Here is a 16,041-nt window from a genome sequence, read left to right on the forward strand (position 1 = left end):
TAATCACTGATTTAATTAAAGACTCAGGTAATATCGGCATGAATTTAAAACCCGCACATCGCTTAGCTTACGCAGCCTGTTTTGCGTTGATGGGCAATGTGAATGCTGCCGATTTTATTAAACCCACCCCTTGGTCAAGCTTGGTCACTAACGATATTCAACGCTTTTTACCAAGTGATGAAGTACGTACTCTGCTTGCCGGTGAAGATGAGTTCATTAGTTTATACCGTCAATCGATGGCAGCCAGTCAACGCGGAATTGTGCTCATTATTCCTGATTGGCAGCATCTACCCACTAATAATGCTGGTATTAACTTTTTGCGCAAGCAGTTAAACGAAATTGGCTATGCAACCCTTGCCATGACCATGCCTGACATTGATTGGCATCCTGCTGATATGGCAACGCCCGAGTCACCTGAAAGCTCTGAAGCTGAGTCAACAACACAAAGTAGTCAACAAGGCGATGAGCAATCAACTCCTGCTCCACCAGCCGAAACGCAACAAGCGCCGCATTTTGTTACGGGTGAACCTAATATTAGTGAAGCCGTGCTTGATGATTACAAATTAAAGCTAATTGCCAGATTCAATGCCTTGTATAACAGTGCAATGGATGAAGGCGGCAATATTATTGTGGTAGCACAAGGTGCCAGTGCGGGGCTCTTGATTGAACATTATGCGAGCTTTCCAAATAACGAACTAAACGCTTTTATTAGCCTAGGTAGTTATTTACCTAACAGTGTTCGTAACCAGCATCTCAATGCGACGCTTTCGACTATCAGCCCACCGTTACTGGATATTTTTTATAGTGAGGGTAACCCTGACACGCTGCAAAGTGTTAAAGACAGAAAACGTTGGGTAAGAAAACACGCAAAATATGACTACCGACAAAGAGAGTTATTTGGTGTGCCTTCAGAGCCTGAGCAGCACCAGCGGCTGCTCAAAGAAGTCGACGGATTTTTACGCCGCCTTTTTTAAATACTCATAAGCCGCTTGAATATCTTGGCTTTTCTTTACCGCAACTTCCATCATATGTTTTGGTAAACCTTGCGATACCAGCTTATCGGGGTGATGCTGAGCCATGAGCTTTCGATAAGCAACTTTAATATCTCTCGCTGAAGCATCATTGTTTAAGCCTAAAAGAGCCAACGCTTGGGCGCGATTCATACCATTATTCGGTGGCACACTGTGCCCTCTTTGTTCACTATGACTGCTGCGATTTTGCTGACTTTGTTGACGCTGCTGTTCATAAAAACGCTGTTGTTGCTGACGAAATGCAAATTCGGCTTGGTAGCGTTTTAATAAAATTGCAAACTGAGTACGTGAAATACCTAACTGCTTACTCACCTCTTGCAAAAGCTGCTTTTCTTGCTCTGCAAGGTGACCATCAGAAAAGGCCATTTGAATTTGTATTTCGAGGAACAGTTGCAATAAATCATGGCGTCGAGCAAAGCGCTCTTTAAAGTCATGAACGGTTTCTTTTAATGAAAAGTCGCTTTCTTTACCACTACGAAAGGCATCTTGTGCTTCTCTTCGCTCATCACCCGATAAACCCATTTCGTCCATAAACAAACTTGCAGCACGGATATGCGTTTCACTAACGCGACCATTCGATTTGGCGATATGCCCCATCACTGCAAAGCAGCTAGAAAAGAAAAGTGCTTGGCGCTCGTTAATATCATCGCCTTTAAACAAACCAGAAAAACCACCTGCTTTATCAAAGTCTTGTTTTAAGCTGCGATCGAACATATGGCCTAGGTATAGGCCCAGTAAGGCTCCTATAAATTTGCCAAACATAAAACCAAAACAAAAACCGAGTACTTTTCCCCACATAATTTGGCAAACCTCTGTTGTTATTACAAAGCGAAACGTTGATTGATTTCGTCGAGTCTGGCAGGTGTGCCAATGTCATCCCATTGCCCCAAATAAAGCTCAGTCGAAACCTGGTACTCACTGAGCTTTTCGCGCAAGATTGGCCCAAGCGGGCGAATACCTGTGCTGAGACCTTTAAAGAAATCAGCATGATAACGACTTATACCGGAAAAAGTATACTTTTGACTATCTGGGCTTAGGTGACTCAGTGCAAAATCACCATCAGGGTTATGCGCAGGATTTTCAACAAGGACAATATGCGCCTCACCGGCTTGCAGGTGCAACTGCATTAACGAAGTCACATCGTAATCAGTAAACACATCACCATTGATGACAATAAATTGTTCGCCCAATAACGGCAATGCTTGAATGATCCCCCCGGCGGTTTCAAGCCCCCCAGCCTGCTCTTGGCTGTAAGTGATCGATACACCAAACTGCGAACCATCACCGAAATACTCTGTTATTTTGTCGCCCTGCCAGGCAAGGTTAATAACAATATCGGTAACCCCGGCTTGACGTAAGTTATTAATATGATGCTCTAATAGTGGCTTGCCGTTAATCTTTAGCATCGGCTTTGGTTGCGTTTCGGTTAGCGGCATCATGCGTTTACCACGCCCCGCCGCTAGGATCATTGCTTTCATTTGGACTCTTTCGTTAAACGCTGCTTAGTCTGTGGAATAATTATCTGCTCTATCCACTGACCAAGGGCTGTTAACTCTGGGTATTCTTTACTGACATTACTGATGTATGTAAGGGTTGGCAGTACATTATTCAAATAGCCAGACTTACCGTCACGTAATTTTAAGCGGCAAAATATGCCCGCAGCTTTTAAATGACGCTGCACGCCGGTTAAGTCAAACCAACGTTTAAACATCGCAAATGAGGTGTCTTGCAATAGCTGCTGCTCGCTAAATTCGTCATAAGCGTAATGTAAAAGGTAGTCGAGCTCTTGTTCTGGTAGCTTGAAATAGCAATCTCTTAATAACGAAACAAGGTCATAACACACCGGCCCTTGTACGGCATCTTGATAATCGATGATTGCCCATTGCTGCCCTGTGCGCATAATATTGCGACTATGGAAGTCTCGGTGCACCGTAACAATTGGTTGTTCAAGGGCATTGTTAACTAATAACTCACAAGCCTGTTGCCACATTTGCTGTTCATCAGCAGAGAGTTGCTCAGCGATAAAGTTATCGACTAACCAATCTCTAAAAATACTTAGCTCAAACTGTAAAAACTCGCCATCAAATACTTTCATATATTGGGCAGGCGGGATTTGCGCCCACTGTGCACTTAACTTTATTAGATGTTTGTAGTGTAAAGTGCGGTCTTTGTCGCCCAGTAAATCAGCCAAATGAGTATTGCCTAAATCACTCAGCAAGAAGAAGCCTTGTTTTTCATCAGCCTGAAGAATTTTTGGTAATTTAAACCCATGCTGAGAAAATACTTTGTTGAGTTCTATATAAGGTGTGTTATCCAGTTTGTCTGGATCTGAGTCCATGACAATATAGCTTTGATCACCTGTATTTACGCGGAAATACCGGCGAAAACTCGCATCCCCAGTGATGGCGGCTAATTGATATTCATCCTCTTTAAAGTGAGGATTTAAAAACTGCTGTAAACTTTTATAACGATTCATTTAGTAAGATATCTATTTTTCACTAAGTCAATTACTGTATTTGCCATTGTTTTCCTTTATTATGTCTAGCTTATATCCAACCAAAGAGCATTAAGGTCATTAAATGAGCAAAACCTGGGGCATAATGATGCTAAGCGTACTTAGCGCACCATCGTTCGCCGAAACTGAACTGACACACAATTTTTGTGGCACTTCAATGCAAACCAGAGCTTGGCAACCGCTCCCTGGCCTTGAACTTAATATGATCGATATCAAATCCGATGATATTGAACTATTGGGTACCCAAAGCGCAGAATTTACCGGTAATGTAGATATTAACACCCTAACGATGAATTTGTCCGCACAAAGTGCACTGATTGACAAACAACGTGGGTTACTTAATGCAACCGGTCCTATCGTTTATCGCGATAAAGTAAGCCAAATTAATAGCTCTGGACTCAATGCAGATTTAAACAATTCTGAATTGAGCTTGCTAGGCGCAGACTATAAGTTTACTGATCAACTTGGTCATGGCGGCGCAGAAAAACTAACAGTTAATGAGTCTGGCCTAAACCTGATGAACGCAAGCTTTACTACCTGTCCGGGTGAAACACCTGTGTGGGCCATCGAAGCTGACGAAATCGACTTATCAAGAGAAGAAGGTTGGGGCGAAACACATAATACTGTGCTTAGAGTGTTTGATACCCCAGTACTTTATGTTCCTTATTTTACTTTCCCATTAGATGACCGTCGTAAGTCAGGTTTACTAACACCTAACTTCTCGAGCTCAGGCCGCTATGGTATCGAAACCATTACTCCTTATTACTGGAATATTGCACCAAATTACGACGCGACTATAACACCGCGCTATATGTCTAAACGCGGTTTACAAATGATTGGGGAGTTTCGTTACTTATCTGAGCAAAATAATGGCTTAGTTGCTGTTGAGTACCTAGACAAAGATGACGAAGAGCCAAATGTAGACTCTCGTTACCTGTTCCACTGGCAACAGCAAAGTTATTTAGGTGAAAACTGGCGTGCTAATATCGACATAACAAACGTCAGTGATGATAACTACTTAACCGATTTAAACTCTGGTTATGCGACTCGCACCGATACTCAGTTGTACCGCACCGGTTCTCTAACCCACTTAGGTGACACTTGGCGCACCAATATCAAGTTGCAAAGTTTTGAAGTACTTGGTGATCACCGTGAATCATATGCGGCGCTGCCACAAATTAGTTTTTCGCAAACTGATGCATATGATTTTTATGGCATTGATTTAACCCTTGATGGTGAGCTCAGTTATTTCACTAATGATAAAGCTGTAATTGATGAAGCAAGCCGTGTTCATATAGAGCCTAAAGCAAGTTTTGGTTACCAAGAATACGCATGGTCATTTTTATCTGAGTTCAGCTTATTACATACCGAATACAACCAACATGGTGATTTAGCTGGTACCGAGTTTGATGAAAATGTCACTCGAACCCTACCTAAAGTGCGTTTATACAGCCAATTAAATTTTGAGCGTGATACTGCATTTTTCTTTAAAGACGGTATTCAAACTCTTGAACCACAAATTCAGTACTTATATACGCCAAATAAAGACCAATCAAATATTGGCCTTTACGATACAGCAAAATTACAAGACGATTTCTTTGGCTTATTTAGAGATCGCCGTTTTTCAAGTATCGACCGGATAGCAACCGCAAACCAATTTACGTTAGGTGCAACAACACGCTTATTTAGTAGTGAAAATGAAGAAGTATTTAACTTCAGTGCCGGACAAATTTTTTATTTAAGTAATGATGCCAAGCCTACATCACAAGGTATCGACTCCGACACTAACTACAATGCCTTGTTTGCAGCGCAAACCATGTTACATTGGCACCGTCGTTGGTATTTATCAGGTGGTATCCAGTACGACACTGATGGTAAAGAAATTATTCAGTCAAATATCACCTTAGATTATAAAGGTGACGATAAACAGCTCGTGCAATTGAACCATCGCTATGCAAATGATGTCTCAGGCAATACAATCGAGCAAGTTGGTCTATTTACCAGCATTCCGCTATCAGAAGATTGGCAGTTTGTTGGCAGCTACCACCGTGATTTAGAGAGCGGGCGTAGTATTGAGGTTTTCAGCGGTCTTCAGTATGAATCATGCTGTTGGGCGTTTCAAATCACAGGCCGTCGTCAAATCGAAACTGATTTGAACCAGGCGATTGGTCAAGAGCAAGCAACCTTTGACACAAGTATTGGTTTCAATATTGTTTTAAAAGGGCTTGGAAGCAAAAGCCGTTATGATGCACAAAAATTATTACAACAAGGTATTTTTGGCTATCGTAGACCGTATTTTCTTAATAACTAGTACCGCAGTACTATTAGCAAGAGTATTAGAAAAAGTATGAATTTAAAAAAATTATTTGCATCAGCATTATTAACAGTTGGCCTATGCCAAAACGTTTTCGCAAAACCAGTTGAAATTGACAAAGTGGTGGGCGTTGTTAACCAAGGTGTTATCTTACAAAGTGAAGTAGACACCATTGTTAATCGCGTAAAGACTCAGGCTGCAGAGCAAGGTCAAGAATTACCTTCTGATGATACACTGCGAATTCAAGCCATTGAGCGTTTAGTTAGCCAAGAACTAATGATGCAACTTGCTGAGCGTATGGGTCTTGAGATTTCAGACTCGCAATTAGACCAAACTTTAGAAAATATGGCGCGTGAGCAAGGTGGCAGTATTGCTGACTTACGTCGGACAATTGAAGCGGCTGGAGACAGCTACCCTGCATATCGCGAAGAAATCCGTAAAGAGATCACCACGCAACAAGTAACTCGTATGAACGTGGATCGCCGTATTTATATCAGTACGCAAGAAATTGATAACCTGTTAAAAATCATGGAAACACAAGGTAAAAATGCCGAAGAATATGACATTGGCCATATCTTGATTGATATTCCTAGTGATGCTACTGCGGATGAAATTGCGAGCGCTAAAACGCGAGCTGAGAAAGTTATTGAGTTTTTAAAAGAAGGCAAAGAGTTCAAGCGTATTGCTATTTCATCTTCAAGCGGCTCAAAGGCACTTGAGGGTGGTCAGCTTGGTTGGATGAGCATCAACGAAATGCCATCGCTATTCGCAGAAGCCGTAAAAGGTCATAAAAAAGATGACATTGTTGGTCCGCTTCGTTCAGGTGCTGGTTTCCACATCATCAAAGTGCAAGATGTTCGTGGTCGTCAAGTTGTTGAAACAACAGAAGTTCGTTCACGCCATATCTTAGTTAAACCATCAATTATTTTAAGCGAAGAAAAAGCGCGTGACATGCTTAAAGGCTTTGCAAAAGATCTTCGTGATGGTAAAGCTGACTTTGCAGAACTTGCTAAAGAGTACTCTGAAGATCCAGGTTCAGCACTAAAAGGTGGTGAATACGACTGGACTGACCCAAGCACCTATGTACCAGAGTTTAAAAATACCCTGCTTTCTCTAGATAAAAATGAAATCAGTGAGCCATTCAGAACTCAGTTTGGTTGGCACATTGTACAGCTACTTGATAAGCGTGTAGCAGATAAAACAGAGCAAGCTAAACGTAACCGCGCTCACCAACTACTGTTTAATCGTAAATTTAAAGAAGAAAGTTTCAACTGGCAGCAAGAAATGCGTGAGCAAGCACACGTTGATATTTTCCCAACAGAATAATAATTATGACCATTAGAATTGCAATTACCCCAGGTGAGCCAGCTGGTATTGGCCCTGATTTACTTATCAAGTTAGCGCAGCACCAGTGGGATGCCCAACTGGTGGTGATTGCTGATGGCGCGTTATTAAAACAGCGCGCTAAGTTGCTTGGTTTAGATATCAATTTAATTGACTTCGATGATAGCCAAGCACCAAGCATTGCCCCTGCAGGCAGCGTTTACTTACACCAAGTAGATTTAGGCACAGACGTTGAAGTGGGCGTACTTAATGACGCTAACGGTCAATATGTGTTGGATACACTGCGCATTGCCAGTGAAAAAAATATGGATGGTACTTTTGCTGCTGTTGTTACAGGCCCTGTTCATAAAGGGATTATCAACAAAGCGGGGATTTCGTTCAGCGGTCACACAGAGTATTTTGCACAGCAATCAAATACTGCTGATGTGGTGATGTTGTTAGCAACTGAAGGCTTGCGTGTGGCACTTGTTACGACCCATATACCGCTTGCTTATGTATCGCGCGCAATCACCGTTGAGCGTTTAAGCAAAGTAGCCACAATATTAAATCATGACTTACAAACAAAGTTTGGCATTGAAAAGCCACGCATTCTCGTATGTGGCTTAAACCCACATGCCGGCGAAGATGGTCATTTAGGCACTGAAGAAATTGACACTATAACGCCAACTCTTGAGCTATTAAATAACCAAGGTATGAACTTAATTGGCCCATTGCCTGCTGATACCCTATTCCAAGATAAATATCTTTCGCAAGCAGATGCAGTGCTTGCAATGTATCACGATCAGGGATTACCTGTGCTAAAATACAAAGGTTTCGGCAATTCGGTCAACATCACTCTTGGCCTGCCATTTATTCGCACCTCAGTAGATCACGGCACGGCTCTCGATTTAGCCGGCACAGGTACTGCTGATGTAGGTAGTTTTGAATTAGCGATCCGCGAAGCAATTAAGCTCGCCCATGAAAAAGCACAGAATCAATGACAGATAAAGTACATTTAGGACACCGCGCTCGTAAGCGTTTTGGTCAAAACTTTTTAAACGATGACATGATCATCGACAAAATCGTCACGGCCATTGATCCTAAACCTGAAGATAATTTAGTAGAAATCGGCCCGGGTCTTGGTGCTATCACTGAGCCAGTCGCTGATTTAAGTGGCCACCTAACGGTTGTTGAGTTAGATAAAGACTTAGCAGAACGTTTAACGAGCCACCCATTTTTAGGGCCAAAGTTAACAGTGCATCAAGGCGATGCAATGAAGTTCGACTTTAGCTCTTTGATAAAGTCAGACGAAAAATTAAAGATTTTTGGTAACTTACCTTACAATGTTTCGACCCCGCTGTTATTCCATTTATTTGAATTTGCAGACAATGTTGAGCATATGCACTTTATGCTGCAAAAAGAAGTGGTTAAACGTATGGTCGCAGGCCCAGGCAGCAAAGCTTTTGGCCGCTTGAGTGTAATGACACAATATTACTGTCACGCAATGCCAGTGATTGATGTGCCACCAGAGTGCTTTAAGCCAGCCCCTAAGGTCGATTCAGCAGTAATTCGTTTGATCCCTAAAAAGCCTGAACAGCGTTCAGCTAAAAGTACAAAACTTCTTAACACAGTATGCTTAGAAGCCTTTAATCAGCGCCGTAAGACTCTGCGTAATAGTTTATCTAACTTACTTACAGCTGAAGAACTAACAAGCATCGGCATTGATATCACGCTGCGTGCTGAAAGCCTGTCTTTACAACAATTTATTGATATAGCTAATTGGATTTATGACAACAAGCAGTAATCTAGGTTCTCCAATTAAGGTGTCGGTTGAGACCTTCTACGTAGAAGGTCAATCAGAGCCTGAACAAGATAAATACGTTTTTGCTTATTCTATCACCATTAAAAACCACAGTTTATGCAGTGCTAAGCTTTTGAGCCGTTATTGGTTAATTACTGATGCTAACGGTAAAGAAGTGGAAGTACAAGGTGAAGGTGTTGTTGGTGAAACCCCAACCATTGCCCCAGGTGAAAGCTACAAATACACCAGTGGCGCTGTGCTTGATACCCCAGTTGGGACAATGCAAGGTCATTACACCATGCGTAACGAATTTGGGACTGAATTCGAAGCGCCAATCGAGGTGTTTCGTTTAGCTCGCCCAAACATATTGCACTAAATAACGATGGCTGATTATGCAATTGGTGATTTACAGGGGTGTTATAGTGAATTTGATGCGTTATTGAAACGGGTCAACTTCAACCCAAGCCAAGATCACCTTTACTTAGTCGGCGATATAGTCGCTCGAGGTCCTGACTCACTCGCCTGTCTCGAGCGTCTTCATACTATGCAAGGCAGTGTAACTATTACCCTTGGTAATCATGATTTACACCTTATCGCTTGTCATTATCTAAATAAACCTGCAAACCCCAAAGATAAGCTGGCCGATGTTTTTAATAGTCCAAAACGCGCTGAATATATTCATTTTTTACAGCAACAGCCATTAGCTATTTGGCTTGAACGCTATAACATGCTGATAAGTCATGCTGGCCTAAATCCTAGCTGGTCAATAAAAAAAGCATTGAAACGTGCTAGTTTTGCCCAACAATGCTATCAAGGAGCTGATGCAACTCATTACTTCGCCAATATGTACGATCCCCATCCGTTACAGTGGCAATCGAATTTAAGTAGTGAAGCTAAATTTCGCTATATTGTTAATTATTTCACTCGGATGCGGTTCGTAAACCTTACAGGTGAACTCGATTTTGCAAACAAAACCAGTATTAGTGAAGACAGCTCAATAATACCTTGGTTCGATCACCCTGATATTTCTAAGTTAAAACAGCATATTGCATTTGGCCACTGGGCTGCTTTAGAAGGTAAAGTCAAACAAGAAAACATCCACGCACTTGATACAGGCTGTGTTTGGGGTGGCGCAATGACCCTAATGGAACTCAACACAAAAGACTATTTCGTCGAAAAATCCCACTCTTTTATCTAAATAAACTGAAAAATAGCTGAACATCTGTTAGATTTATAACAATTAAAATAAATTTAATTTAAAGCTAATTAAATTTAAATACTTAACTAATTGGCAACCTTGCCGATAAGTGTTGATTAGTACTATTTTCTGGAATTGCATATGAACTTGACCGTTAGACAGCGCATTTGGGGTGGCTTTATTGTTATTACGTTACTCCTGCTTTTTATTGGTGGTAACTCGTTGGTAAAAATTACCAACATAGATCAATCAACACAGCGAGTTAACCAGCTTTCGCTACCAGCTCTCGATAAGAGTTATGAGTTACAGGTTGAATTTATTTTAATGAGTAAGTCAGCTCAGGCAAGTTTTTATACTAGTGCGCAAGATGAACTGGCGACATTAAGAAAAAATTTCAACCAACAAAAAAAACGATATGATAATTCCTACCAAGAGCTTCAACAAATTGTTAGCAACGATCCAAAGCTAAAACAAAGCAGCCAACAAGTTGAGCAAACTTATAAGCGCTTTGTTAAGTCTGTCGACAACCTGTTTGCAGATAAACAAACCCAACTTGAGCTAAATAAAACACTACGCACCCAGCTTGAAAACATCGAAATCAGTGCTGAAGATGCAAATTCAGTGGTGCTTGATATTATTGATATAGATGGACTTGAAGAAAACCATTCACGTGCTTATCAAGCCGCCAATAACATGGAAAACAACTTCCAATCAGTCGTCACTAACAGCACTGATATGCTAACGGTGAAAACTCTCAACACATTAGACATCGTAAAAAATGAACAGGTTTATTACTTAGAAGAAGTTGAGCGTAGTTTAGGGCTCATTCGCCCAGCAATTATTGATAATAACGCCGGTTTGTATAATGATTTAAACGGCTACTTTGAAACGCTTTCAGATAATGTTCGTGGTAATAACAGTTTATCTGCAAATAAAAAACGTTTAATTGATGCAATTGCTAAAACAGAAGCTGAATTAGCAAACGCAGAAAACTCTACTAGTGAAGCATTAAAGCAATTAAAAGAACTAGTTGACCAAGCTACAGTGCTGGCTTTTGACTTGCAGCAAGATGTCAGCGGTAATGTCTCAACAGCAACTATTTGGACTTGGGTTGCCATGGTGATTGCTACTTTAATTGCTATCATCGTTGCTGCTGTGACTGTTAATCGTATAACCAAGCCCCTTTCTGAAGTAAACCGTATCCTTGATATTGTGGCAAGCGGTGACATGACACAGCGCCTAGACGACTCAGCTAAAGACGAATTCGGTGAACTATCACGTAGCTGTAATACGCTAATTGAAAGTTTGCGTACGCTTATCCAAGGTATAATCTCTCGCTCTACACAGCTAGCTGCTGCTTCTGAAGAGACATCGGCAATCACTGAAGAATCTAGCCAAGCTATACGTAATCAACAAGCACAGGTTGAACAAGCGGCAACGGCAACAACTGAGATGAGCAGTACATCACAAGCGGTAAGTAGCAGTGCTCAACAAGCTCTTAGTGAAATAAAGAACGCTGACAAAGAAGCAGATCGTGTCAAAGGCATTTCATCACAAAATAAAGCAACCATTGAGCAACTAGCTCGTGAAGTCGATGATGCATCGCAAGTTATCAACCAGCTTCATAAAGACAGCGCTTCAATCGGTGGCATTTTAGATGTTATTCGTGGCATTGCTGAGCAAACCAACCTACTTGCGCTTAATGCAGCCATTGAAGCAGCCCGTGCCGGTGAACAAGGCCGAGGCTTTGCCGTAGTTGCTGATGAAGTACGCTCTCTAGCAAGCAAGACTCAAGAGTCGACCCAAGAGATCCAAGCAATGATTGAATCGCTTCAGGTTGGCGCTGAGGCTGCTGTATCGGCTATGTCGAAAGGTAAGCAACAAGCTGAGTCGTGTGTTGAGCAATCAGACCTTGCAAACACGGCCCTTGATTCAATCACTGCTGCCGTTGCACAGGCTCATAATGTAAGTGAAGAGATTTCAACAGCCGCTCACGAACAACAGCAAGTATCTCAAGAGATCAGTGAACGTTTAGAGTCGATTGTAGCAATCGCAGAGCAAACAGCTGAAGGTGCAAACCAAACTAATATCTCAAGCTCTGAAGTAGCAAAACTGGCTGAAGAACTGCGTTTATCGGTAGATGCGTTTAAAGTATAGTAAGCTACAAGCTAATGAAGAATAGAAGCCGTGTTTGTGAAAGCAAACGCGGTTTTTTTGTAGTAATTCTTAACGAAGCTAACAGCTGGCTTTTGATTCAGTCTTATTGCGAATAACTAAAATGTGCTGATGGTTGAAAACAAAAAACCCAGCCGGAGCTGGGTTTTTAAAATGATTAGTCAAAAGAACTTACTTCTTTTTAACTGCTTTTTTGTTTGGAAGGTCAGTGATTGAACCTTCGAAGATTTCAGCAGCTAGACCGATTGATTCGTTTAACGTTGGATGAGCGTGAATAGTTAACGCTAGGTCTTCACCGTCTGCGCCCATTTCAACTGCTAAGCCGATTTCACCTAGCATTTCACCTGCGTTGATACCAACCATAGCACCACCGATAACACGACCTGAGTCTTTATCGAAGATTAGCTTAGTTTGACCTTCAGTACGTGCTGAAGCGATTGCACGACCAGAAGCAGCCCAAGGGAATACAGCAGTTTCGATGCTTAAGCCTTGCTCTTTAGCTTCTTTCTCAGTTACACCAACCCATGCGATTTCTGGATCTGTGTATGCGATTGAAGGAATACACTTAGGATCGAAGTAGTGTTTCTGACCAGAGATAACTTCTGCAGCAACGTGTGCTTCGTGTACCGCTTTGTGTGCAAGCATAGGCTGACCAACGATATCACCGATAGCGAAGATGTGATCAACGTTTGTTTTAAGTTGCTTATCAACATTGATAAAGCCACGCTCATCAACATTAACACCCGCTTTGTCAGCATCAAGCAATTTACCGTTAGGTGTACGCCCTACTGCAACAAGTACTTTGTCGTAACGTACTGCGTCAGCTGGTGCATTTTTACCTTCGAATGAAACGTATAGACCGTCTTCTTTCGCTTCAACACCAACAACTTTAGTAGAAAGCATTACGTTGAACTTGTTCTTAACGTATTTTTGGTAGATCTTGATAACGTCTTTATCAGCTGCTGGTACTAATTGATCAGCAAACTCAACAACGTCGATTTCAGAACCTAGTGCACGGTATACAGTACCCATCTCAAGACCGATGATACCACCACCTAAAACAAGTAGTTTCTCAGGAACGTCTTTAAGCTCTAGCGCACCTGTTGAGTCAATTACACGGTCATCTTCAGGGATGAAAGGTAAGTTAACAGGTTGAGAACCTGCTGCAATAATAGCATTGTCAAACGTGATTGTTGTTGTACCGTCAGTACCTTCAACAGCAATGGTGTTGCTGCCAGTGAATTTACCGTAACCGTTAACCACTTTCACTTTACGCATTTTAGCCATGCCGTCTAGGCCGCCAGTTAATTGACCGATTACAGACTCTTTCCAAGAACGGATTTTGTCTAGATCGATTTCAGGCTTGCCAAAAGTAACGCCGTGAGATGACATTTCAGCAGCGTCATCGATCACTTTAGCTACGTGTAAAAGTGCTTTTGAAGGAATACAACCTACATTTAGACATACACCGCCTAATGTGTTGCGAGATTCTACCAGTGTAACTTCTAAGCCCAAGTCAGCAGCACGGAAAGCCGCAGAATAACCACCAGGACCACCGCCTAGTACAACAACTTGAGTTTTTAATTCGTTGCTCATGCTATTACCTTAAATGTTTGAACGGGACACTGCCCCTAAGTTTAACTGCCATGTTTCTGCAAGGCAGAAAGGGAGAGCAGATATCTATACCAAGATTGTTCTATAGCAAAGATTGTATCATTGCCAATGGTAAAAATCCCAGCAAAAAACAACTTGCTAGGATTTGATTCTTATAAACTGTGAAACGATTACATCACTAGTTGACGAATATCGCTCATGTAGCTTGCTAGCGTTACAGTAAAGCGTGCTGCTAGTGCACCGTCAATAACCCTATGGTCGTATGACATTGATAATGGAACCATTAATTTAGGTTCAAACTCTTTGCCATTCCACTTAGGTTTCATTTCTGACTTAGATACACCCAAGATAGCAACTTCTGGCGCATTCACAATTGGTGTGAACGCTGTACCACCGATACCACCAAGGCTTGAGATTGTGAAACAACCGCCTTGCATATCAGATGACGTTAGCTTGCCGTCACGTGCTTTCTTAGAAATATCCATTAACTCACGAGAAAGTTCAATGATGCCTTTCTTATCAACATCTTTGAACACTGGAACAACTAAGCCATTTGGCGTATCAACTGCAACACCAATGTTGATGTATTTCTTCAAGATTAAGCTTTCGCCGTCTTCAGACAGTGAAGAGTTAAACGTTGGGAATTCAGCCAATGCTTTCGCCGCTGCTTTCATCACAAATACAAGTGGTGTGATTTTAACACCCAGCTTTTTCTTCTCTGCAAGGGCATTTTGCTCTTTACGGAATGCTTCAAGGCTGGTGATATCAGCTTCGTCAAACTGTGTAACATGCGGGATTTGCACCCAGTTACGATGTAAGTTAGCACCTGATAGCTTCTGGATACGAGAAAGTTTCTTCTCTTCAATTTCACCAAACTTAGCAAAATCAACCTTAGGCCAAGGGATAAGACCTAACTCACCGCCACCGGCATTACCTTTACCTGCAGATAGCTGACCTGACTCAACTTTCTTCACAAGGTCTTTCACGTAGTTTTGTACGTCTTCTTTCACAACACGATTCTTACGACCCGTGCCTTTTACGTTCGCTAGGTTAATACCAAACTCACGTGCTAAACGACGTACCACAGGCGATGCATGTGCATACGCTTTGTTATCTGCAAAGCCTTCGTTGCTTGCAGGTGCTGATGCAGGCTTTTCAGCCGCAGGCGCTTTTGCTGCAGGCGCTGCTTCAGCTTTTGCAGGAGCAGGTGCCGCTGCAGCTGGTGCACTACCCGCTACTTCAAATACAAAGATAAGTGAGCCAGTTGATACTTTATCCCCAGCTGCTACTTTGATTTCTTTAACAGTACCGGCAAATGGTGCTGGTACTTCCATTGACGCTTTATCGCCTTCAACGTTTAAGATTGACTGATCTTCTTCAACCTTGTCGCCTACAGCAACCATCACTTCGGTTACTTCAACTTCATCACCACCGATATCAGGCACGTTAACTTCTTTAGTGCTTGATGCCGCTGCTGCCGGCGCTGCTTCAGCTGGTGCTGATTCTGCAGCAGGCGCTTCTGAACCGCTTGAAGCTGTTTCAAAAACGAAGATTAGAGAGCCCGTTTTCACTTTATCGCCAGTCGCGATTTTGATCTCTTTAACCGTACCCGCAATTGGAGCAGGTACTTCCATTGATGCTTTATCGCCTTCAACGCTTAATAAAGATTGCTCTTCTTCAACCGTGTCACCTACCGCAACCATGATTTCAGTTACTTCAACTTCATCATCGCCGATATCTGGCACAGTTACTTCCTGTGTAGCAGAAGCTGCAGGCGCAGCTGCTGGAGCTGGCGCTTCTTCTTTAGCCTCTGCAGGAGCCGCAGCTTGTTCTTCACCTTCGAAGATCATGATAAGTGAACCAGTAGTTACCGTATCACCTTCAGCTACTTTAATTTCTTTAACCGTACCTGCTTGTGCAGCAGGTACTTCCATTGATGCTTTGTCGCCTTCAACCGTTAATAACGATTGGTCAACCTCAACCTTATCACCAACGCTAACAAGGATTTCGGTTACTTCAACTTCATCGCCACCGATATCTGGTACATTAATTTCAATACTCATTGGAACC

At 42.1% G+C, this 16,041-nt stretch carries 13 protein-coding genes; 8 read left to right on the plus strand and 5 right to left on the minus strand.

Features of this window, described 5'->3' with window-relative positions; translation table 11 throughout:
* Positions 1 to 38 precede the first annotated feature (38 nt).
* Positions 39 to 974 (plus strand): DUF3530 family protein, encoded by a 936-nt coding sequence (locus tag JIG37_RS12360; RefSeq protein WP_194441843.1) that lies wholly within the window; start codon positions 39 to 41, stop codon positions 972 to 974.
* Here JIG37_RS12360 and djlA read toward each other — a convergent pair.
* From djlA to JIG37_RS12375, 3 genes are read right to left on the minus strand one after another with little or no spacing between them, the layout of a single operon-like run.
* A complete protein-coding gene (djlA, locus tag JIG37_RS12365) occupies positions 957 to 1,829 on the minus strand; it encodes a co-chaperone DjlA (RefSeq protein WP_138619086.1) in 873 nt (290 codons plus the stop codon). The two genes, JIG37_RS12360 and djlA, sit on opposite strands and share 18 nt — an antisense overlap.
* Positions 1,830 to 1,852: 23 nt before the next feature.
* Positions 1,853 to 2,509 carry an N-acetylmuramate alpha-1-phosphate uridylyltransferase MurU gene (gene murU / locus JIG37_RS12370; protein ID WP_054551002.1) on the minus strand — a complete coding sequence of 219 codons (657 nt, stop codon included), beginning with the start codon at positions 2,507 to 2,509 and terminating at the stop codon, positions 1,853 to 1,855.
* Entirely contained in the window at positions 2,506 to 3,507 is a 1,002-nt protein-coding gene (locus JIG37_RS12375; protein ID WP_199529476.1) for a phosphotransferase, read from the minus strand. The genes murU and JIG37_RS12375 overlap by 4 nt, the downstream gene beginning before the upstream one ends.
* Positions 3,508 to 3,610: 103 nt before the next feature.
* Between JIG37_RS12375 and lptD the strand changes: the two genes are divergently transcribed.
* The 7 genes from lptD to JIG37_RS12410 all read left to right on the plus strand — a co-directional run bounded on the left by lptD (position 3,611) and on the right by JIG37_RS12410 (position 12,339).
* On the plus strand, positions 3,611 to 5,857 hold the full coding sequence (gene lptD / locus JIG37_RS12380; protein WP_199529477.1) for an LPS assembly protein LptD: 2,247 nt from the start codon (positions 3,611 to 3,613) through the stop codon (positions 5,855 to 5,857).
* A 36-nt stretch (positions 5,858 to 5,893) separates the two neighbouring features.
* Entirely contained in the window at positions 5,894 to 7,186 is a 1,293-nt protein-coding gene (gene surA, locus JIG37_RS12385; protein WP_054550999.1) for a peptidylprolyl isomerase SurA, read from the plus strand.
* A gap of 5 nt (positions 7,187 to 7,191) precedes the next feature.
* On the plus strand, positions 7,192 to 8,184 hold the full coding sequence (gene pdxA, locus JIG37_RS12390) for a 4-hydroxythreonine-4-phosphate dehydrogenase PdxA (RefSeq protein ID WP_054550998.1): 993 nt from the start codon (positions 7,192 to 7,194) through the stop codon (positions 8,182 to 8,184).
* Positions 8,181 to 8,987 (plus strand): 16S rRNA (adenine(1518)-N(6)/adenine(1519)-N(6))-dimethyltransferase RsmA, encoded by an 807-nt coding sequence (rsmA, locus tag JIG37_RS12395; protein ID WP_054550997.1) that lies wholly within the window; start codon positions 8,181 to 8,183, stop codon positions 8,985 to 8,987. Before pdxA ends, rsmA begins: the two co-directional genes overlap by 4 nt.
* Positions 8,971 to 9,360: a Co2+/Mg2+ efflux protein ApaG gene (gene apaG, locus JIG37_RS12400; protein WP_054550996.1), complete on the plus strand. Its 390-nt coding sequence runs from the start codon at positions 8,971 to 8,973 to the stop codon at positions 9,358 to 9,360. Before rsmA ends, apaG begins: the two co-directional genes overlap by 17 nt.
* A gap of 6 nt (positions 9,361 to 9,366) precedes the next feature.
* On the plus strand, positions 9,367 to 10,182 hold the full coding sequence (locus tag JIG37_RS12405) for a symmetrical bis(5'-nucleosyl)-tetraphosphatase (protein ID WP_054550995.1): 816 nt from the start codon (positions 9,367 to 9,369) through the stop codon (positions 10,180 to 10,182).
* Between the two features lie 141 nt (positions 10,183 to 10,323).
* Positions 10,324 to 12,339, plus strand: a complete 2,016-nt coding sequence (locus JIG37_RS12410; RefSeq protein ID WP_138601742.1) for a methyl-accepting chemotaxis protein — start codon at positions 10,324 to 10,326, stop codon at positions 12,337 to 12,339.
* Between the two features lie 189 nt (positions 12,340 to 12,528).
* Here JIG37_RS12410 and lpdA read toward each other — a convergent pair whose 3' ends face one another.
* On the minus strand, positions 12,529 to 13,953 hold the full coding sequence (lpdA, locus tag JIG37_RS12415; RefSeq protein ID WP_199529478.1) for a dihydrolipoyl dehydrogenase: 1,425 nt from the start codon (positions 13,951 to 13,953) through the stop codon (positions 12,529 to 12,531).
* 188 nt (positions 13,954 to 14,141) lie between these two features.
* The gene (gene aceF, locus JIG37_RS12420; protein ID WP_187490275.1) at positions 14,142 to 16,034 is read right to left on the minus strand and encodes a pyruvate dehydrogenase complex dihydrolipoyllysine-residue acetyltransferase; all 1,893 of its coding nucleotides are present in this window, start codon (positions 16,032 to 16,034) and stop codon (positions 14,142 to 14,144) included.
* Positions 16,035 to 16,041 lie beyond the last annotated feature (7 nt).

The organism is Pseudoalteromonas sp. bablab_jr010, from assembly GCF_016464105.1.
Classification (GTDB): Bacteria; Pseudomonadota; Gammaproteobacteria; order Enterobacterales; family Alteromonadaceae; genus Pseudoalteromonas; species Pseudoalteromonas simplex.

Bases quoted from the DNA above. Each gene is read 5' to 3' on its own strand.
- JIG37_RS12360 (WP_194441843.1), top strand. From the start codon at position 39: ATGAATTTAAAACCCGCACATCGCTTAGCTTACGCAGCCTGTTTTGCG.
- djlA (WP_138619086.1), bottom strand. From the start codon at position 1,829: ATGTGGGGAAAAGTACTCGGTTTTTGTTTTGGTTTTATGTTTGGCAAA.
- murU (WP_054551002.1), bottom strand. From the start codon at position 2,509: ATGAAAGCAATGATCCTAGCGGCGGGGCGTGGTAAACGCATGATGCCG.
- JIG37_RS12375 (WP_199529476.1), bottom strand. From the start codon at position 3,507: ATGAATCGTTATAAAAGTTTACAGCAGTTTTTAAATCCTCACTTTAAA.
- lptD (WP_199529477.1), top strand. From the start codon at position 3,611: ATGAGCAAAACCTGGGGCATAATGATGCTAAGCGTACTTAGCGCACCA.
- surA (WP_054550999.1), top strand. From the start codon at position 5,894: ATGAATTTAAAAAAATTATTTGCATCAGCATTATTAACAGTTGGCCTA.
- pdxA (WP_054550998.1), top strand. From the start codon at position 7,192: ATGACCATTAGAATTGCAATTACCCCAGGTGAGCCAGCTGGTATTGGC.
- rsmA (WP_054550997.1), top strand. From the start codon at position 8,181: ATGACAGATAAAGTACATTTAGGACACCGCGCTCGTAAGCGTTTTGGT.
- apaG (WP_054550996.1), top strand. From the start codon at position 8,971: ATGACAACAAGCAGTAATCTAGGTTCTCCAATTAAGGTGTCGGTTGAG.
- JIG37_RS12405 (WP_054550995.1), top strand. From the start codon at position 9,367: ATGGCTGATTATGCAATTGGTGATTTACAGGGGTGTTATAGTGAATTT.
- JIG37_RS12410 (WP_138601742.1), top strand. From the start codon at position 10,324: ATGAACTTGACCGTTAGACAGCGCATTTGGGGTGGCTTTATTGTTATT.
- lpdA (WP_199529478.1), bottom strand. From the start codon at position 13,953: ATGAGCAACGAATTAAAAACTCAAGTTGTTGTACTAGGCGGTGGTCCT.
- aceF (WP_187490275.1), bottom strand. From the start codon at position 16,034: ATGAGTATTGAAATTAATGTACCAGATATCGGTGGCGATGAAGTTGAA.